Raw genomic sequence first — 19,488 nt, 5'->3', positions numbered from 1 at the left:
CTTTTGAAAAGCTCGATAGACTGGGCTTAGTCCTATTCTACCGTCTTTGTCTCGTAGAACGCTTTCGCATCGCTCAGGAACGCCGCCCTCGACGACGGGTTTGTATAGAACATGTGGCCGCCGCTATAGGTCTTCAGTTCTGCCCGGCCGGCTGCCAACTGTGTCGGCAGATGATCAATCACGTAGCGGCTCACACCATAGGGTGTCAGCGCATCGCTGTGACCATGCGCGACCAGCACGCGGAAGGATGGGATGACCGACAGCAGGTCGCGGATATCCGTCGACGCGCTGGCGAGCGCGCGAGCATCGCCGCCCGGGCTGCCATTCCATTCCCACCGGCGGTTCACATCCTCATTCAAAAGCGAGTAGGTCATGTCGCTCGAAAACTTCAGCTCGCCTTTCGCATAGGAGGCAAAGGCTGCACTGTAGGCGCGGGTGTAGCCTTCCAGAATGGGATCGTCATTGCGCCCATACGCGTCCTCGGGATAGGCGTCCGGCACGGCGTAGGATGCATCATAGGGGCTGACGACCCGACCCGGTCCGCCCATCTGCTTCCCGTAGACATCGCCGACGAGGCCTCGCGTTCTGGAAACAACATCTTTCGGGATACCCGTGAGACCAGCAAGCTTTCCATAGAAAGCCTCGGCTTCTTCGCCCGTCGGAGCAGCACCCGCCACTGTCGGAAGATAATCGCGCAACGCGAAACGTTCGGCTTCGGCGAGCTTTTCAGGCGTGAAGCTTTTGGTACGCTCCATCTCGGCGGCCGCAAGCGAGGGCAGTTGCAGTGCGGCGCTCAGCGGATCGTCGGAATTTGCAAGGAAACGGCCTTCGATAAATGGCGAGAGCATGATGATGCCGGAGGGGATGATGCCCTGGCTATTCTTCATCGCGATCGCGACTTTCGCGGCGCGGAACCCGCCATAGCTTTCGCCGACCAGATATTTTGGTGCATTCAGCCGGTCGTTCTTCTGGACGTAGAGCGAGATCACCTTGGCAAGGCTGTCGGCATCCTGACTTACGCCGTAGAAATTCTTGGCAATGTCGTCGCTGGCGGCGCGGCTCCACCCGGTGCCAACCGGATCGATCATGACGAGATCGGTGAACGCCAGCCAGCTTTGCGGATTGTCCCTGATCTGCGGCGTAGTGCCGTCGTTGCCGTTCTTGCCGAATTCGATGATCCGCGGGCCCAGCAGGCCGAGATGCAGATAGGCCGACGCTGCGCCCGGGCCGCCGTTGAAGGCGAAGGTGAGCGGACGACCCGGCGTCCGATCCTTGGCGACATAGGCCGTGTAGAAGATCGTGGCCGTTCGATTGCCGTCCTGGCCGAACAGGTCAAGCGTCCCGGCGGTCGCTGTATAGGGCAGATCTGCGCTGCCCTCGGTTTTTAGAACATGCTCGGTCGTGCTGTCATTGGGGATGAGCGAGAAAATGCCGGGGGGCTGTTGCGCCCCGGCTGGGGCGGAAAGCGCAAGAAGCACCAGGATGGATGCAAGGATCCGGTAAAGACGCAAAGCTGTTTCCTCCGTGACGGCTATATCAGTCATGTAGGGCAGCAAGACCCATCCGGGAAACTCAATTCCGCTTGAGCCTTGTGTCAGCCGGCCAATCGTCCCCCCTGCAGAGGCCTCGGCGCACCTGTTGTCGTCGGAAAGCTGATCGGCAGACCGCGCAGCACGCGCACGGCGAGGAACGCGAACAGTTCCGCCTCCACCGCATCGCCCCGCCAGCCGAACTCGTCGGCGGACACGGCCTCTACGCCGGCGCGCTCATGAAGCATCGCCATGATCGTCGGGTTGCGACGTCCACCACCGGCCACGATCAACCGCTTCGGACGTCTCGGCAAGAGATCGAGCGCCTTGCCGACCGCTGACGCGGTGAAGGCTGAAAGTGTGGCCGCGCCGTCTTCCGGCGAAAGACCGTCGGCCATGGCCGCGGTAAACGAATAGCGGTCGAGCGATTTCGGATAGGGCGCCGTCATGTAAGGATGCTGAAGCAGACGTGCCAGGCGCTCCTCATCGACCTTGCCCGAAGCGCCAAGCGAACCATCCCGGTCCATCTCGCCAAGCCCGAGCGACTTGATGAAATCGTTGAGCGGAGCATTGGCCGGGCCGGTATCGAAGGCGATTACCAGATCCTCGCCATCCCACCAGCTGACATTGCCGACGCCGCCGAGATTGAGAACGGCGCTATCGCCCGATTGATCGACGCCACGCAGAAGCGCCGCGTGATAGACCGCGGCAAGCGGTGCGCCCTGGCCACCGGCGCGAACGTCCGCGGTTCTGAAATCATAGGCGACCTTGCAGCCCAGGATCGACGCCATCAATTCGCCATCACCGAGCTGCCGCGTGTCGCCGAGGCGTTCCCGGGTCGGTGCACGGTGGAGAACGGTCTGGCCGTGAAAGCCAACAATGCCGATATCGTCCATCGTCAGGCCGGCACTCTCAACAAGATCCTGCACCGCGTGCGATTGCGCCCGCGTCAATGCCTCCCCGGCCACGGCGAAGATCGCGGGCTCCGGTCCTTCGAATTCCCAGACGCGCGCTTGGGCGAGCGTTTCCTCGAGAAGAAACCGGATTTCGGGCGGATACGGCGCCAATGTGTAGTCGCCTGATGTCTCCACCGTTTCGCCGTCGGTCTTCAAGAGCGCGACGTCGATATTGCCGTCGAGGACGGTCCCGGTCATCAGGCCGACGGCCCAGATTGGCTCCATTGGAAATCCCTTACGATTCAAGCGACGCAATTACCTGGGATTAACAGAGACCGCCATCGCCCTCAACGTCCGAAGTGGAATTCCTCAAGCGTCTCTGCCTTCATCTCGATCGAGAAGCCGGGCATTTTCGGCGGCATATAGGCGGCGTTCTCGATGACGCAGGGTTCGAGGAAATGCTCGTGAAGGTGATCGACATATTCGATGACGCGGCCTTCCATCGTGCCGGAAACCGCAACGTAGTCGATCATCGAAAGATGCTGGACATATTCGCAAAGTCCGACGCCGCCGGCATGCGGCCAGACCGGAAGGCCATATTTGGCGGCGATCAGCAGGACGGAGAGAACCTCGTTCAGCCCGCCCATGCGGCAGCTGTCGATCTGCACGATATCGATCGCACCCTCGGCGATGAACTGCTTGAACATGATACGGTTCTGGCACATCTCGCCGGTCGCAACCTTCACCGACCCGATCGCCTGGCGGATCTTGCGGTGACCGGCAATGTCATCCGGGCTGGTCGGCTCCTCGATGAAGAAGGGCTTGGAGAACGCGAGCTTGTTGACCCAGTCGATCGCCTGGTCGACCTCCCAGACCTGGTTGGCATCGATCATCAGGTAACGGTCGGGGCCGATCACCTCGCGCGCGATGGTCAGACGGCGAATGTCGTCTTCCAGATCGCGACCGACCTTCATCTTGATATGATCGAAACCGGCATCGATCGCTTCCTGGCAAAGCCTGCGCAGCTTCTCGTCATCATAGCCGAGCCAGCCGGCGGAGGTCGTGTAGCAGGGATAACCCTTGCTTTCCAGGATGGCGATCCGCTCCGGCTTCCCGGCCTCGGCTTTTCTGAGAATGGCAAGAGCCTCGTCGCGTGTGAGGACGTCGGTCAGATAGCGATAGTCGACGATATCGGCGATCTCTTCCGGCGACATGTCCGCCACCAGCCGCCACACCGGCTTGCCTTCTTCCTTGGCGAGCAGGTCCCAGAAGGCGTTGACGACAGCGCCGGTCGCAAGATGCATGGCGCCCTTGTCGGGGCCGATCCATCGCAACTGGCTGTCGCCGGTCAGGTGCCGCCAGAACTTGCCCGGATTGGCCTTCATCACCTGCGTGTCGGCGCCGACCACGAGATGGCGCATCGCCTCGATCGCCATGCAGCAGATGTCGTTGCCGCGGCCGATTGTGAAGGTGAGGCCATGTCCCTTCAGCGCCAGATCGTCGGTTTCGAGGATCACATAGGCTGCCGAATAATCCGGATCCGGGTTCATGGCATCGGAACCGTCGAGGCTCTGCGAGGTCGGAAAGCGCAGGTCGACAACCCGCATATCGATAACTTTGGCCATAGCTATTCCTTCCGCTGGTCGGCGGTTCAAGATGATCGGGTGGTGCGCCGTCAAGGACGGCAGAGGATTGAAAGGCTCAGATGGTCCAGCCGCCGTCGATGGCGAAGGCCTGTCCGCTCGTATAGGTGGCCGTTGCAAGATAGACGGCGAGATCGGCGATCTCTTCCGGCGAACCCAGACGGCCCATCGGCTGGCGGGCGATGAACGCGGCGCGGGCAGCATCATAATCGCCCTGGGCGCGCATGCGGTCCTGCAGCGACGGGCTTTCCACAGTGCCAGGGCAGATCGCATTGCAGCGGATCCCTTGCGTCACGTAGTCGGCCGCGACTGATTTCGTCAGCCCGATCACAGCCGCCTTGGTCACGCCATAGGCGAAGCGGTTCGGCACGCCCTTCACGCTGGACGCGACGGAGGCCATGTTGATGATCGCGCCATCCTTGCGCTCCAGCATGCCCGGCAGCACGGCGCGGATCGTGCGGATCATGGCGCGCACGTTGAGATCGAATGCGAAATCGAGATCGCTATCCGGCATCTCCAGAACCGAACCGGCGTGCACTACGCCTGCGCAGTTGAAGAGCACGTCGATTTGACCGATGCCCGAGACGCAGGCCTTGACCGCCTCCTCGTTCAGCACGTCGAGCTTTGCCGTGGTCAGATTGTCGAGCTTCGGTAACCCGGAAAGAGCCGTCTCGTTGATATCGGTGGCATGAACCTTCGCACCTGCCGCGATGAAGGCAAGCGCACTGGCGCGGCCGATCCCCTGACCCGCAGCGGTGATCAGAACTGTCTTGCCATTCAGATTTGCCATCGATTTCAACTCTCCCGTTTGCGTGTCAATCATGATGGAAAACTTCTTCCATCATCGCCCACCATTCGCCTTCAGCCCGCGTTTCCATGGGCTTCTGGCAGGGAATGGTAAAGGCCCACCATTCCTGGTTCTTCTCGTCGGCCGCCATCCGCGCCATGTCGGCTGCGAAATCGGTGCCGTGATATTCCCATGTGCCGAACAGGAGGTTTTCCGGTTCGCGCAGGAAGATCGTATAGTTCCTGATGTTGCAGCGGGAAATCAAGTCGAGGATTTCCGGCCATACCGCCGCGTGCAGTTCCCGATACTTTGCGAGCATCTCCGGCTTCACGCCGATCATCATTCCCATGCGCTGCATGACTTACTCCTCAAGCGACTTCAATGAGCGCCTTGACCACCGCCTGCGCGGGGTCTGTCAGTTTGGAAAACCGGTCCGGCACATCTGAGAGGTGCATGCGGTGCGTAATCAAGGCATCCGGTACCTGGCCGGCGCGCAACGCGTCCATCACCCGCTCGAAGTCCGTGATCGTCGCGTTGCGACTGCCGAGAAGCGTCGTTTCGCGCTTGTGAAACTCGGGATCCGAAAAGCCGATCGTGCTGGAGACGATCGACACCAGGACATAGGTGCCGCCATGCCCGACAAAGGAGAAGCCGCGCTCCATCGCCTTCGGGTTCCCGGTCGCGTCGAACACCGCGTCGAAGAAATCGCCGTTGGTGATGGCGGAAAGCTGGTCGGCGTCGTCAGCGGAAAGCGCGACCGTCGACGCGATGCCCAACTGGCTCTTGGCGAACTCCAGCCTGTCTTCACGACCGTCGATGACAGTTACCTCGGCGCCTTCGAGTTGTGCGAAAATCGCGACCGATAGGCCGATCGGGCCGGCCCCGACGACGAGAACCTTCTGTCCCTCTTCGACCCGTGCGCGGGCGACGGCGTGTGCGCCGATCGCCAGAAACTCGACCATGGCAGCTTGATCAAGCGTCAGTCCGTTTGCCTTCACAGCGAACTGCTCGGGAATGCTCAGATATTCTGTCATGCCGCCATCGCGATGGACGCCGAGCACACCGATATTGCGGCAGCAGTTGGTCTTGCCCTTCAGGCAGGCATTGCAGTGGCCACAGGAAATGTAGGGGATGATCGAGACGATATCGCCCACCTGAAGCGAGCTTCCCTCGGGCGCTTCCTCGACGGTTGCCGCCAGTTCGTGGCCCATGACGCGCGGATAGGAAAGATAGGGCTGGTTGCCGGTGAAGATATGCAGGTCGGTGCCGCAGACGCCGATACGGCGGACCTTCAGAAGCACCTCGCCTTCGCCCCGTGCGGGCTTGTCCCGCTCAATCGCCGAAAGTTTGCCCGGTTCATCGCATATGATAGTCAGCATCCTAGATCTCTTTCAGTCGATAGAAACGTTTGGCATTGCCGCCGAAGACGGACGAATGGTGCTCTGCCGGAACGATGTCCAGGCATTGCCGGAGCCACGCACCGTATTCCCCGGCAAGCCGCAACACCGGCCAGTCGCTGCCCCAGATGACGCGATCCGCGCCGAACAGGTCGAAGATCGTTTCCGCGTAGGGGCGCACGGATTGCGGCTTCTGGTCTCCCGCTTCGGTGAGAAGGCCCGATAGCTTGCAATGCACATTCGGCAGGGCCGCCAGCGCCTTCATGCGGGCGTACCAGTCGATAAACCGTCCCTCCGCGATCGGCGGCTTGGCGCCGTGGTCGATGACGATCGGGAGCTCCTGATGGCGCCGCGCGAAGTTGCAAAGCGGTGCCAGATGCCTCGGAAGCACAAGGGCGTCGAAGACCAGATCATGTTCGATCATCGTAGCGATACCGATATCGAGCGCGGGATCATCGATCCACCGGTCATCAGCCAAGTCCTGCAGCATCGGGCGGAAACCCTTCAGCTTGCGGTGGCTTGCCAGCTGTCCAATATTCTCCTGCACATCCGATGCTTTCAAATCCGTCCAGCCAACCACGCCGAGGATGAAAGGGTGGTTGTCGGCGAGATCCAGAATGAACTTCGTATCGGCCTGCGTTTCCATCGTCTGCACCAGCACCGTGCCATCGACGCCGGCTTCTTCCAGCAACGGCGTCAAATCGTCCGACAGGAAATCCCGGTGAATGGCCGCAAACTCGGGCCCCGGCCATTGGCCTGTCCGGTCGGCGATCCGCCAGAAATGCTGGTGGGCATCGATCCGCATCGATCAGGCTCCGATGCCGGGAAGTGGTGTGCCTTCAGCCAGAAGCCCGCTTTCCCTCAGACGCGACCAGAAGGAGGCAGGAATTTCCTCGGCAAACCACTCGACATTCGAGGTGATCTGTTCGGCATTGCGTGCGCCGGAGACGATTGTCGCTACCGCCGGATGGGCCAGCGGAAACTGAAGTGCGGCAGCCTGCAACGTCACGCCTTCTTCGTCGCAGACGGACCGCAACTGCTCGACGCGCGCAAGGATCTCAGCCGGAGCTTCGGTATAGTTGAACTTCTTGTTGCCGGCGAGAAGCCCGGAATTGAACGGTCCCGCGGCAACGATCGCAACACCTTGCCTCGCGCATTCATCCATGAAGCCGAGGCTGTCCTGTTCGAGCAGCGTATAGCGACCGGCCAGCATCGTGCAATCGATGTCGAAAACCTTCATCGCGTCGGCGACGACTTCCCATTCGTTGACGCCGAGGCCTATAGCCTTGGTCGACCCTTCGTCCCGCAACTTGCCCAGCGCCTTGAAGCCGCCGCCATCGGTCAGTTGCTGCCAGTAGTGATCGTGGCGGTCGCCATGCGTCATGCGACCGATATCGTGAATATAGAGGATGTCCGGCTTCAGGATACCAAGCCGCTGCTGGCTTGCCTCGAAGGACCGCAGAATACCGTCATAGCTGTAGTCGTAGACGGGACGAAAGGGCAGGGGCTCGGCGTAGCCGTCCTCTTCCGGTCCAACCGTCTCATCCGGCGTCATGACGCGGCCAACCTTGGTGCTCAGAACATAGTCTTCGCGGGGAAGATCGGTCAGCATCGTTCCAAGGCGGCGTTCGGAGCGGGTAAAGCCGTAGAAGGGTGCGGTGTCGAAATAGCGGATACCGGCATCCCACGCGGACTTAAAAGCGCCGGCGGATTCCGCATAGGGCGTGACGCGATAAAGGTTGCCCATCTGGGCGCAGCCGAGGCCGATCAGCGTCACATCCAAATCGACACGCGGGAATTTGCGGGTATCACTGGCGTTCATCGGGCAACCTTCGTTTCATCATTGCAGAGAAAGACGATACGCGCCATTCGCGACGCGTATCGAGGCGGGGAGGCTTAGTAGAGAACGTTCTTGGCTTCCGGCTTGTCGATATTGTCCTTGGTGACGACGACGACACCCGTATCGACAAACTTCTCGACCTTTTCCTTTTTCAGGAGCTTGGAGATCGTCTTGACGCCGAGATCGCCCATCTGGAACGAGCCCTGGACTGCAATCGCTTGAAGCGTGCCGTCCTTGACGAATTCCTGCAGGTCCTGGTTGCCGTCGAAGCCGATCGCGACAAGCTTGCCCGATTTGCCGGACTGCTTGATGGCGCGGCCCATGCCGATCGCCGTCGGCTCATTGGCGCCGAAGATGGCCTTGAGGTCGGAATTGGCGGCCAGAACGTCCGTGGTCTGGTTCAGCGCCGTCGCCATCTGCGACTGCGAGTAGAACGGGCCGACGATCTGGAGCTTCGAGTTTGCCTTGATATAATCGGTGAAGCCACCGACGCGGCCGATTTCGGAACCGGCGCCTGCCACATAGGACATGACGGCGATCTTGCCTTCGGTGCCGACCTTGCCAATCAACGCCTTGGCAGCCAGTTCGCCGGCCGTCTTGTTGTCGGTTGCGAGGAACGACTGGTAATACTGTTCCGAGCCCTTGCTCAGCATCGAGTCAACGATCACGACCGGAATACGGGCTTCCCAGGCCTTTTTCACGGCCGGGATCAGCGCGTCCGGATCGGACGGCGCAAGCACGATGCCGGCCACGCCGCGGTTAACGGCATTTTCGACCATGTTGACCTGGTCAGCGATGGCGGATTCCGATGCCGGACCCTGGAAGGTCATCGTATTGCCGGCGCCGACTTCCTTCATGGCGGCATCAGCGCCCTTCTGGACGTTCTGCCAGAAGGTCGAGTTGACGGTCTTGACGATGACGGCGATCTCGGCTGCCTGTGCAGAGGCCGCACCCAAGATCAGCGCCGAGGCAAGCAACGCGGTTGCTAGTTTCTTCATGTTCAATCCTCCTCAAACGGACGGCGTTTTCGCCGCCCCGGGGAACTCCCACCCCCATTGTCGCGGAAAAGGGTCCGCACCCTTCTTCACCGGCGGTTGCGCAATTGATCGATCCAGACGGTGATCAGGATGACGAGGCCGATGATGATCTGTTGTGTGAAGGCGGAAACGCCGTTCATGTTGAGCCCGTTGCGCAGGATGCCGATGACGAAGGCGCCGATCGCCGTTCCGGAAATCGTGCCGACACCGCCGATCAGCGAGGTGCCGCCGATGACCGCGCTGGCGATGGCATCGAGTTCGTACATCACGCCTTCGTTCGGCTGGGCCGTCACGAGGCGGGACATCAGCACGCAACCGGTCAAACCAGCGAGCGTGCCTGACAATATATAGGTGAAATTGGTGACGCGGGCGACGTTGACGCCGGACAGCCGGGCGGCGTCCGCATTCGAACCGACCGCATAGATATGGCGGCCGAGCACGGAGCGGTTCAGCATGAAGGACACGGCAATCGCAATCACGATCATCAGGATGACCGGATAGGGGATGCCCGGGAAGACCACCGTCGGGAAGCCGTCGTCGCCGATGGTGACGACGCGAAACAACGAGCCGTTGCCGAGCACGCCGAAGGATTCGCCGAGGCCTGAGACGGCGCGGGCACCGGTAATCTGAAGCGCCACGCCGCGGGCGATCAGCATCATGCCGAGCGTCGCGATAAAGGGCGGCAGTTTCATCTGGGTCACCAGAATGCCGTTGATCAGGCCGCAGAGGCTGCCGACGAGAATGCCGACGAACATGCCGAGCGGAACCGGCAGACCGAGCTCTTTCACGCAGAGAGCCGCGACGACGCCTGCCAGCGCCAGCACAGAGCCGACGGACAAATCGATGCCGCCGGTAATGATGACGCAGGTGGCACCGATGCCGAGAAGGGCAATCGAGGTGACCTGCAAGGCGATCGTCATCGCATTGTTGACGGTGAAGAAGGCGTTGCTGCTGAATGAAAACACCAGCACAAGAACAAACAGGCTGCCGAGTGCTGCAAACTTCTGGATGATGTCCTTTTGGCGGTCGCTCAGCGAAACGCTGCGCGACTTCGAGGGTTCGGTAATATCAGCCATGCTTGCTCCTTGCGCCAGCGTCCGCACCTGATGTCCGGCTGTAACCGGAGGCGTAGCGCATAATTTCTTCCTGGTTTGTCTTTGCCGTTTCCAGCACGCCGGTGATGCGGCCATGATGGAAGACCGCAACCCGGTCCGTCATGCCCATGATTTCGGGCAGTTCCGAACTGATCAGCACAACGCCGATGCCGTTTGCCGCCAGTTCGTCCATGATCCTGTAGATCGCGAGCTTGGCGCCCACGTCGATGCCGCGGGTTGGCTCATCGAAGAACAGGACCTTCGACTTGCGGAAAAGCCATTTGCCGATGATGATCTTCTGTTGGTTTCCGCCCGAAAGCAGCCGCACCTGCTGCCGGATCGACGGCGTGCGGATATTGAGAAGGTCGACATACTCGTTGGCGGCCTTGTCTTGCGCCTTGAAATCGATCAGCCCCAAGCGATCGGAGAGCGCTTCCATGTTGGCGAGCGTCATGTTCGCATCAACAGGCATCTTGATCGCCAGCCCTTGTGCCTTGCGGTCTTCCGAGAGGTAGGCGATGCCCGCATCGATCGCATCCCGCGGCGAGGAGATCGACAGTGTCTGGCCATGCAGGGTGATCGTGCCGGCATCGATCGCATCGGCGCCGAAGATCGCGCGCGCGACTTCGGTGCGCCCGGCACCCATCAGGCCTGCAAAACCGAGAATTTCGCCGCGCCGAAGCGTGAACGAGATGTCGCTGAAGACACCGGTGCGATTGAGGCCTTCTACGCCGAGAATGACGTCGTCACTCGGCGTCGAGGTTCTCTCTGGAAACTTTTCTTCCAGCGAGCGGCCGACCATCTTGGCGACGATGTCATCGACGGTCGTCGCGGCAAAATCGTCGGTGGCAATGTAACGACCATCGCGCAGTACTGTGACGCGATCGACGATTTCGGCCATTTCGTCGAGCCGGTGAGAAATGTAGACGACCCCGACGCCTGATGTCTTGAGATCACGGATGACTTTGAACAGAAGCCGCGTTTCCTGCTCGGTCAAGGACGAGGTTGGCTCGTCCATGATCAGGACTTCGGCATCCAGCGACAATGCCTTGGCGATCTCCACCATCTGGCACTGCGCCACGGAAAGCCCACGGACGGAGACATCAGGGCTGATATCGACGCCCAGCCGGTCGAGACAGCGCTTGGCATCTGCCCGGAGTTTCTTGCGGTCGACGAGAAAGCCGCGGCGAGGCTCGCGGGCGAGATAGATGTTTTCGGCGACTGTCAGATGCGGAACCAGATTGAGTTCCTGGTGGATGATGGCGATGCCGGCGGACTCGGACTGCCGCGTCGACGAGAAATTCCGCTCCTCGCCCTTGTATGTGATGGTGCCCGATGTTGGCTGGTAAACGCCGCTGATGATCTTCATCAGCGTCGATTTTCCCGCACCGTTTTCGCCGCACACGGCATGCACTTCGCCGCGACGAAGGTCGAAGCTGACGTCGGCCAGAGCTTTGACGCCCGGAAATTCCTTGGAGATGTTGTCGAGCCGCAGAAGTGCGTCAGCTGCTGGCACGCCAACGGCCGGGCGCAAACGCGCCTCGAGTACCGAATGATCGGTCTGCATCCTCCACATCCTCCTCTTGTCGCAAGCTTGCGACTGCCGGTCAGCTCCACCCATCCGGTCTGGCCAATATTGCTAGGCGGCCTTACCAAAATGGTCAAGCCAGTTTCGTGGCGAAGGGCGAAATTTGTGTTTTCGCAGCGTTACGGGACATATAGCTGTCGTCATTGGCCTTGCCAGTTCAACGGTCACGCAATATGGTAAGGCCAGTTTTGGAGCGCTTATGAACGGAATTCGGATCCCGGAACGCCGGCTTTATCAACAGATCGCAGACCAGATCCGCGGCTTGGTGCAGAATGGGCAGTTTCGTTTCGGCCAGCGCCTGCCGGCGGAACGGGAGCTTGCGCAGCAGCTTGGTGTGTCGCGCCCCTCGCTACGCGAGGCGTTGATCGCACTTGAACTGGACGGCACTGTCGAGATCCGCATGGGGTCTGGCGTCTATGTCGTTCCGGCCGCCGAGCGGCGCGCTGCATGGTCGGGGTCCATGGGAGAGAGCCCGGCCGAGCTGATGCAGGCGCGTGCGACAATCGAGGGTGCCGCCATCGTTCTTGCCTGCGCGCGCATCACGCCGGAGGCGCTTGCTACGCTTCGTCAAACGCTCGACGCGATGGCGATCGAGATAGAGGAAGGCCGCAAACCGGTCGACCAGGATCGCCAGTTCCACCTGACGATCGCCACCCAGTCGGGAAACAGTGTCATTGGCCGCATCATCGGCGATCTGTTTGACGATCGGCACAGCCCTCTTTCCGCCCAGCTTCGGGAGCATTTCGAAACACCGGAAACATGGAGTTGCGCCCTCGCGGAGCATGAGGAAATCCTGACCGCGCTGGAGGCGCGTGACGGGCTGCTAGCCCAGGCAATGATGCGCATGCATCTGGAGGAATCGAAACGCCGCTGGCTTGACCACTAGCAGCCGAAAACCAAATTCAACCCCGACTTTGATACCTCCAGGGAGGAGGTCCATTATGAATGACATGACATCCCCGGTTATCGTGCTCAATACCGCCGATGACGTTGCCGTTGCCCGTCGGTCGATCCAGCAGGGTTCGCCGGTTGGAATCGAAGCTCTGCTGGCGCGCGATCTGATCGGGCGAGGCCACAAGGTTGCGCTCAGGGCGATTGCGGCCGGCCAGGAAGTCAAGAAATACGGTCAGGTGATCGGTCTTGCGACGCAGGACATCGCACCCGGCAATCACGTGCACCTGCACAATCTTGCCATGCTTCCCTCCACGCATGAGCACCAGTTCTGCGTCGATGGTGGCGAGCGTGCCCTTTTGCCGCTCGAGCAGCGCCGGACATTCATGGGTTTCGATCGCGGCCTCGGTGGTGCAGGAACGCGCAACTACATTGGCATCATCTCCTCGGTGAACTGTTCCGCCACCGTCTCCCGCTACATTGCGGACTATTTCAACCGCATGGGCGGGCTGGACGGGTTTGGCAATATCGATGGCGTCGTGGCGCTGACGCATAGCAGCGGCTGTGCGATCAACAACAAGTCGGAAGGCTACCGCCTGCTGATCCGCACCATCCAGGGCTATGCCCGGCATCCCAATTTCGGTGGGATCCTGATGATCGGCCTCGGCTGCGAGACCAACCAGATCGCACCGATCCTCGAACATTACCGTATGGAGGAGGGCGAGCGGCTGCGGACGATGACGATCCAGCAGCATGGCGGGACCAAAAAGACGATCGACGCCGCGATTTCGATCATCAAGGAAATGCTGCCCATGGTGAATTCCGCGGTGCGCACGGAGCAGCCTTTGTCGAAGCTGAAGCTTGCTCTCGAATGCGGCGGCTCGGATGGCTATTCAGGGATTTCCGCAAACCCGGCGCTCGGCCACGCTTCGGATCTGATCGTCCGCAATGGCGGCACGACCGTTCTTGCCGAAACACCTGAGATCTACGGTGCAGAACATCTGCTGACGCGTCGCGCGTCGACACCGGAAGTCGCGCAGAAGCTTCTGTCGCGCATCGACTGGTGGCGCGACTATACGGCGCGAAACGGCGACGAGCTGAACAACAATCCATCCTACGGCAACAAGCTCGGCGGTCTTACGACTATCCTGGAAAAGTCGCTCGGTGCCGTCGCCAAGGGGGGCTCCATGCCGCTGAAGGCGGTCTACGAGTTTGCCGAGACGGTGACAGAGCAGGGCTTCGTCTTCATGGACACGCCTGGCTATGATCCGGTTGCCGTGACCGGCCAGGTTGCGGGCGGCTGCAACGTCATCTGCTTCACAACCGGACGCGGCTCGGTGTCCGGTTTCAAGCCGGCGCCTTGCGTCAAGATTGCCACCAATTCCGAAATGTACGAGCACATGAAGGAAGACATGGACATCAACTGTGGAGGGATCGTCACCGGCGACGAGACGATCGAGCAGTCGGGCGAGCGGATTTTCGAGCATGTGATCGCTGTCGCCTCGGGCGAAAAGACCGTGAGCGAGATCTACGACTATGGCGACAACGAATTCGTGCCGTGGCAGGTCGGTGCCGTCACCTGACGGAAAACGCATATTGCCCGTCGTGAAAACCGTGCTTACACCTGAAGGATAAGCCAAGCATGGGGAATCGCAGCGCATGACGACGAGCCGTTACTACTCGAATATGGGTGGCCTGCCGCCACAGACGAACCTTCTCAGTAGCAAGGCGGTGTTCACAACCGCCTATGCGGTCATTCCGCGTACTGTCATGAGCGACATCGTCACCAGCATGCTGCCGCATTGGGAGAATGCGCGCGCCTGGATCATTTCCCGGCCACTCTCCGGTTTCGCAGAAACCTTTGCGCAATACATCATGGAAGTCGCGCCGCAGGGCGGTAGCGCTCGTCCCGAACCTGATCCGCGCGCCTCGGCCGCCATCTTCGTCGTGGATGGCGAAATGACGATCGAGATGGATGGCCAGGAAAACCAATTGCGGACCGGGTCGTTTGCCTATTTGCCCGCAGGCTCGAAATGGCAGATCTGGAACCGCAGTGGCGCTCCGGTGCGGTTCCACTGGGTTCGCAAGGCGTTCCAGGTGGTCGATGGTCTGGACCTGCCGCCGGCAATCTTTACCCATGAGGACGACTGCGTGCTCGACCCGATGCCCGATACGGACGGCAAATGGGCGACGACCCGCTTCATCGATCCCTCCGACATCCGCTACGACATGCACCTCAACATCGTCACCTTCGAGCCGGGTGCGGTGATCCCGTTCATGGAAACGCATATCATGGAGCACGGGCTCTATGTGCTGGAAGGCAAGGCCGTCTACCGCCTGAACCAGGACTGGGTAGAGGTGGAAGCTGGCGATTATATGTGGCTGCGCTCCTACTGCCCGCAGGCCTGCTATGCCGGCGGCCCCGGTCGCTTCCGCTACCTGCTCTACAAGGACGTCAACCGGCATCCCGCACTGTAACGGGCTCTGCCGGAGCCGTTGCTGCACACGGCTTCGGCAGACCTCCGACCGAAAAATTTATCAAATGGTCAAAAATTTATCAGCCGATAAAATATCTTTGAGGCTCCGTCTGGCAAGTCATTGAAACTTATGAGAGGCTACAACTGGCACGTAGCTTGCGTCCGTTCTGTTTATCGCATTGCCTGGAAATCCAGCATGGAAGGATCGGAATATGGAAGTCGGAGTCTTCATCCCAATCGGCAACAACGGCTGGCTGCTTTCGGAAAACGCACCGCAGTACAAGCCGTCGTTCGAGCTGAACAAGGAAATCACGCTCAAGGCCGAAAAATACGGGTTTGATTTCGCGCTGTCGATGATCAAGCTGCGCGGATTCGGCGGCAAGACGGAATTCTGGGACTACAATCTGGAATCCTTCACACTGATGGCAGGCCTTGCCGCCGTCACTTCCAAGATCAAGCTGTTCGGCACAGCCGCAACCCTGATCATGCCACCGGCAATCGTCGCGCGCATGGCAACCACGATCGACAGCATTTCCGGCGGACGCTTCGGCATCAATCTGATCACCGGCTGGCAGCGCCCCGAATACAGCCAGATGGGGCTCTGGCCCGGCGACGACTATTTCGCCGATCGCTATGCCTATCTCGGCGAATACACCACCGTTCTGAAGGAACTGCTGACCACCGGTCAGTCGGATCTCAAGGGCAAGTACTTCCAGATGGACGACTGCCGCATGAAGCCGATCCCGGAAGGGGATGTGAAGGTGATCTGCGCAGGCTCATCCAATGCCGGCATGGCCTTCTCGGCGGAATATGCCGATTACAGCTTCTGCTTCGGCGTCGGCGTCAACACGCCGAAGGCCTTTGCGCCCACCAACGAACGCCTGCTGGCCGCGACGGAGAAGACGGGTCGCGATGTGCGCTCGTTCGTGCTGACCATGGTTCTTGCCGAAGAGAAATCCGAAGACGCCTGGGCCAAGTGGGAGCACTACAAGGCCGGTGCCGATCAGGACGCGATCAAGTGGCTCGGCCTTCAGAGCGCTGTTGATACCAAGTCCGGCTCCGACACAAATGTCCGCCACATGGCAAACCCGGTTTCGGCGGTCAACATCAACATGGGAACGATCATTGGCTCCTATGCCGAGGTTGCGGCGATGCTGGACGAGATGGCCGAAGTGCCGGGCACCGGCGGTGTCATGCTGACCTTCGACGATTTTCTCGAAGGCATCGAAAAGTTCGGACAGTTCGTGCAGCCGCTGATGAAAAGCCGCCAGCACATCAAGATGGAACTGGAGGCTGCGGAATGACCGGTGTCGCAGGATATCAGGCACCAGCAAGCCGTCTGGAAAGCGTGACGCTTCCCGCACGACCGGAACCGATCTCGATGAAGCCATCGGAAACTGCTGTCGTCGTCGTCGACATGCAGAACGCTTATTCGACAGAAGGCGGCTATGTCGATCTCGCCGGCTTCGACATCGCCGGCGCCAAGGGCACGATCGCGAATATCAAGAAGACGCTGGATGCAGCGCGCGAGAACGGCGTGCAGGTCATCTATTTCCAGAACGGCTGGGACAAGGACTATGTGGAAGCCGGCGGCCCCGGTTCTCCCAACTGGCACAAGTCGAATGCACTGAAGACTATGCGGGCGCGGCCGGAACTGCAGGGCCAACTGCTTGCCAAGGGCACCTGGGATTACGCGATCGTAGACGAGTTGCAGCCGAAGCCTGGCGACATCCTCGTGCCGAAGACCCGCTACTCGGGCTTCTTCAACACCAATATGGACAGCGTGCTGCGCGCACGCGGCATCCGCAATCTCGTCTTCGTCGGCATTGCCACCAATGTCTGCGTCGAAAGCTCGCTGAGAGACGCGTTTCACCTCGAATATTTCGGCGTGATGCTGGAGGATGCGACCCATCACCTGGGGCCGGACTTCATCCAGCAGGCGACCGTCTACAATGTCGAGAAATTCTTCGGCTGGGTCGCGACCGTCAATGATTTCTGTGGCGCCATCAGCCAGGCCGCTCCGACCGATATGTGAATTTGAAAAACAAAGAGGAGAACGGAATGCCAAAGTCGATCATCGTTCCGGAAGGAACCCAGAAGCCGATCGCGCCCTATTCGCCGGGAACGCTGGCAGACGGCATTGTCTACGTCTCGGGGACCTTGCCCTTCGACAAGAACAACGACGTCGTCCATGTGGGTGATGCCGGAGCACAGACCCGTCACGTCCTGGAGGTCATCAAATCCGTCATCGAGACCGCCGGCGGCACGATGGAGGACGTCACGATGAACCATATCTTCATCACCGACTGGGCGAATTATCAGGCCGTGAACAAGGTCTACGCGGAGTATTTCCCGGGCGACAAGCCGGCCAGGTATTGCGTTCAGTGCGGCCTGGTGAAGCCGGACGCTCTCGTTGAGATCGCCACAGTCGCCCACATCGGCAAGTAACGGCATGGTTCATTACGATATTTTTGGCGCGTCGGGAGAGGACGCGCCGACCATCATTCTGTCCTCCGGCCTCGGCGGCAGCGGCACCTACTGGACGCCGCAGATCGAGGCGCTTTCCGAGCATTTCCGGGTGATCACCTACGATCACTTGGGAACTGGCCGTTCCCCTGGCGAGGTGCCCGAGCAAGGCGGCATCGCGGCCATGGCGGATGACGTCGTGAAGCTCGCGGAAGAGCTCGGCCTCAAGACATTCAGCTTCATGGGCCATGCGCTTGGTGGTCTAATCGGGCTCGAGATCGCCGCACGCCAGCCGGAGGTGATCGACAGGCTTGTGCTGATCAATGCATGGGACAAGGCCGATCCGCATTCCGGCCGCTGTTTCGACGTGCGGATTGCGCTTCTCAAAAACTCCGGCGTCCCGGCCTTCGTGAAGGCGCAACCGCTGTTTCTCTATCCGGCCGTCTGGATGTCTGAAAACGCCGAACGCATGAATGCCGAGGAGGCGCATGCAGCGGCCCATTTTCAGGGCGAGCAGAATATCATGAGGCGCATTGCAGCTCTGAGAAGCTTCGACATCGGCGACCGGCTTGCCGAAATCACTCATCAGACCTTGCTGGTCGCCACGAAGGATGATCTCCTTGTGCCCTACACCCGCTCGGTACGGCTTTCGAACATGATGCCCCATGCCGAACTCGCTTTGCTGGATTTCGGCGCACATGCGGTGAATATCGTTGATGCACCGAAATTCAACAAACTCGTGGTAGATTTTCTAAGCCGGGTTTGATTTCATCTGTACGCTCGAGCTGAAAGTTTTGAGATAGCCATGTCCGTGAATGCATCTGCCCCTGCGCTCGACGTTAATCCAGAAGTCGTTGACGCACGGATGAACTTTCGAAACGCGATGTCGCGCCTCGGCGCCGCCGTTCATATCGTCACCACGGATGGACCGGGTGGCCGTGCCGGATTTGCCGCCACCGCAGTCTGCAGCGTTTCCGACAGTCCCCCGACGCTTCTCGTTTGCCTCAACCGAACCTCGAGCGCCTATTTGCCGCTTAAGGAAAACGGCGTCCTCTGCGTCAACGTCCTCTCGGCCGACCATGCAGACCTCAGCCAGCTTTTCGGGGGCAAGACGCCCGTCGATGAACGGTTTGCCGGAGCAACCTGGGCGCCGCTAACAACGGGCAGCCCGGCCCTCGAGGACGCTCTCGTCTGCTTCGATTGCCGCGTTGTGTCCGTTGCCGACGGTCACACGCATGACATCCTGATCTGCGAAGTGCTCACCACGGTGCAGCCAAAGGCTGGTCAGTCGCTTATCTATCTCGATCGAAAGTATCACGCGCTTTAGTGGGGAGTGACATTGGGGTTTGTTCAGACGAGCAATGCTCGGATGATCGCCCAAGGTCAAAGCGCATGGTCTGAACGTAAGGGCAGGAGTTCATGGGAAGCACAATGTGGTGCCTAGCAGCTGTCGCGGAAATCGCGATTGTCGTCGCGGCGGTCGTCTATACCGCGCGTGATCGTCGGAAGCAGCAGCGGAAAAGCCGCCGGAACGCGTACAGAAACGGCAACCGTTAAGACGTTTCTTCTGCGGTAGAAAATCGATGTTCACCGGCAGACTTTAAACCGATCCGGTCATCGAGATCTCCTGCGACCGACCGGGTTCCCGAGAATGCCGCGCGAATATGTCTCGGGGCCCCGTATGGTCAGCGTTCAAGCACTCTGATTCTCATGGATCGACGCTCTTCAGGTGAACGGCGAGGTTGTCCCGAATTGGAACGCACACCCACGTGCATGGTCCTTTTTGGTAAGCATCTGAGTGAATATCAACCACCTCATTCGCGTTGTTTTTCAACAAGTTCTG

At 60.1% G+C, this 19,488-nt stretch carries 19 protein-coding genes; 8 read left to right on the top strand and 11 right to left on the bottom strand.

All coding sequences use genetic code 11. From position 1 onward, the window contains the following. Window positions 1-32 precede the first annotated feature (32 nt). From ACQY1J_RS03305 to ACQY1J_RS03255, 11 genes are all read right to left on the bottom strand, one after another. Window positions 33-1,544 (bottom strand): S10 family peptidase, encoded by a 1,512-nt coding sequence (locus ACQY1J_RS03305; RefSeq protein ID WP_430249362.1) that lies wholly within the window; start codon window positions 1,542-1,544, stop codon window positions 33-35. A gap of 50 nt (window positions 1,545-1,594) precedes the next feature. Next, window positions 1,595-2,710 carry an anhydro-N-acetylmuramic acid kinase gene (locus ACQY1J_RS03300; RefSeq protein WP_430249360.1) on the bottom strand — a complete coding sequence of 372 codons (1,116 nt, stop codon included), beginning with the start codon at window positions 2,708-2,710 and terminating at the stop codon, window positions 1,595-1,597. Between the two features lie 62 nt (window positions 2,711-2,772). Further along, window positions 2,773-4,050, bottom strand: a complete 1,278-nt coding sequence (locus ACQY1J_RS03295; protein ID WP_430249359.1) for an L-fuconate dehydratase — start codon at window positions 4,048-4,050, stop codon at window positions 2,773-2,775. Window positions 4,051-4,126: 76 nt separating this feature from the next. Beyond that, a complete protein-coding gene (locus ACQY1J_RS03290; RefSeq protein WP_430249358.1) occupies window positions 4,127-4,858 on the bottom strand; it encodes an SDR family oxidoreductase in 732 nt (243 codons plus the stop codon). Between the two features lie 25 nt (window positions 4,859-4,883). Continuing rightward, window positions 4,884-5,213 carry an L-rhamnose mutarotase gene (locus ACQY1J_RS03285; RefSeq protein WP_430249357.1) on the bottom strand — a complete coding sequence of 110 codons (330 nt, stop codon included), beginning with the start codon at window positions 5,211-5,213 and terminating at the stop codon, window positions 4,884-4,886. A gap of 10 nt (window positions 5,214-5,223) precedes the next feature. Continuing rightward, complete coding sequence (locus ACQY1J_RS03280; protein ID WP_430249356.1) at window positions 5,224-6,234, bottom strand: zinc-binding alcohol dehydrogenase family protein; 1,011 nt, start codon at window positions 6,232-6,234, stop codon at window positions 5,224-5,226. A 1-nt stretch (window position 6,235) separates the two neighbouring features. Then, window positions 6,236-7,057, bottom strand: coding sequence for an amidohydrolase family protein (locus ACQY1J_RS03275; protein ID WP_430249355.1), 822 nt, complete (start codon window positions 7,055-7,057; stop codon window positions 6,236-6,238). Between the two features lie 3 nt (window positions 7,058-7,060). Continuing rightward, complete coding sequence (locus ACQY1J_RS03270; RefSeq protein ID WP_430249353.1) at window positions 7,061-8,074, bottom strand: aldo/keto reductase; 1,014 nt, start codon at window positions 8,072-8,074, stop codon at window positions 7,061-7,063. Window positions 8,075-8,148: 74 nt separating this feature from the next. Then, the gene (locus ACQY1J_RS03265; protein WP_113165111.1) at window positions 8,149-9,090 is read right to left on the bottom strand and encodes an ABC transporter substrate-binding protein; all 942 of its coding nucleotides are present in this window, start codon (window positions 9,088-9,090) and stop codon (window positions 8,149-8,151) included. Between the two features lie 86 nt (window positions 9,091-9,176). After that, on the bottom strand, window positions 9,177-10,205 hold the full coding sequence (locus tag ACQY1J_RS03260) for an ABC transporter permease (RefSeq protein ID WP_062458936.1): 1,029 nt from the start codon (window positions 10,203-10,205) through the stop codon (window positions 9,177-9,179). Further along, window positions 10,198-11,790: a sugar ABC transporter ATP-binding protein gene (locus ACQY1J_RS03255; protein WP_430249351.1), complete on the bottom strand. Its 1,593-nt coding sequence runs from the start codon at window positions 11,788-11,790 to the stop codon at window positions 10,198-10,200. The genes ACQY1J_RS03260 and ACQY1J_RS03255 overlap by 8 nt, the downstream gene beginning before the upstream one ends. A gap of 220 nt (window positions 11,791-12,010) precedes the next feature. Between ACQY1J_RS03255 and ACQY1J_RS03250 the strand changes: the two genes are divergently transcribed. The 8 genes from ACQY1J_RS03250 to ACQY1J_RS03215 all read left to right on the top strand — a co-directional run bounded on the left by ACQY1J_RS03250 (window position 12,011) and on the right by ACQY1J_RS03215 (window position 18,972). Beyond that, window positions 12,011-12,697: a FadR/GntR family transcriptional regulator gene (locus tag ACQY1J_RS03250; protein ID WP_062458943.1), complete on the top strand. Its 687-nt coding sequence runs from the start codon at window positions 12,011-12,013 to the stop codon at window positions 12,695-12,697. A gap of 55 nt (window positions 12,698-12,752) precedes the next feature. Beyond that, a complete protein-coding gene (locus tag ACQY1J_RS03245) occupies window positions 12,753-14,285 on the top strand; it encodes a UxaA family hydrolase (RefSeq protein ID WP_430249349.1) in 1,533 nt (510 codons plus the stop codon). A gap of 76 nt (window positions 14,286-14,361) precedes the next feature. Next, entirely contained in the window at window positions 14,362-15,180 is an 819-nt protein-coding gene (locus ACQY1J_RS03240) for a bifunctional allantoicase/(S)-ureidoglycine aminohydrolase (protein WP_430249348.1), read from the top strand. Window positions 15,181-15,391: 211 nt separating this feature from the next. Continuing rightward, entirely contained in the window at window positions 15,392-16,483 is a 1,092-nt protein-coding gene (rutA, locus tag ACQY1J_RS03235; RefSeq protein ID WP_062458952.1) for a pyrimidine utilization protein A, read from the top strand. After that, window positions 16,480-17,214: a pyrimidine utilization protein B gene (gene rutB, locus ACQY1J_RS03230; protein ID WP_184655227.1), complete on the top strand. Its 735-nt coding sequence runs from the start codon at window positions 16,480-16,482 to the stop codon at window positions 17,212-17,214. Before rutA ends, rutB begins: the two co-directional genes overlap by 4 nt. 26 nt (window positions 17,215-17,240) lie before the next feature. Further along, window positions 17,241-17,627, top strand: a complete 387-nt coding sequence (rutC, locus tag ACQY1J_RS03225; protein WP_062458958.1) for a pyrimidine utilization protein C — start codon at window positions 17,241-17,243, stop codon at window positions 17,625-17,627. A gap of 4 nt (window positions 17,628-17,631) precedes the next feature. Beyond that, on the top strand, window positions 17,632-18,411 hold the full coding sequence (gene rutD / locus ACQY1J_RS03220; RefSeq protein ID WP_430249347.1) for a pyrimidine utilization protein D: 780 nt from the start codon (window positions 17,632-17,634) through the stop codon (window positions 18,409-18,411). 39 nt (window positions 18,412-18,450) lie between these two features. Then, complete coding sequence (locus ACQY1J_RS03215) at window positions 18,451-18,972, top strand: flavin reductase (RefSeq protein WP_092664216.1); 522 nt, start codon at window positions 18,451-18,453, stop codon at window positions 18,970-18,972. The last annotated feature ends 516 nt before the right edge of the window (window positions 18,973-19,488 follow it).

The sequence above is a fragment of the Neorhizobium sp. DAR64860/K0K1 genome (assembly GCF_050500205.1).
Taxonomy (GTDB): Bacteria; Pseudomonadota; Alphaproteobacteria; order Rhizobiales; family Rhizobiaceae; genus Neorhizobium; species Neorhizobium soli.
This window is presented reverse-complemented; position numbering and strand designations above follow the sequence as displayed.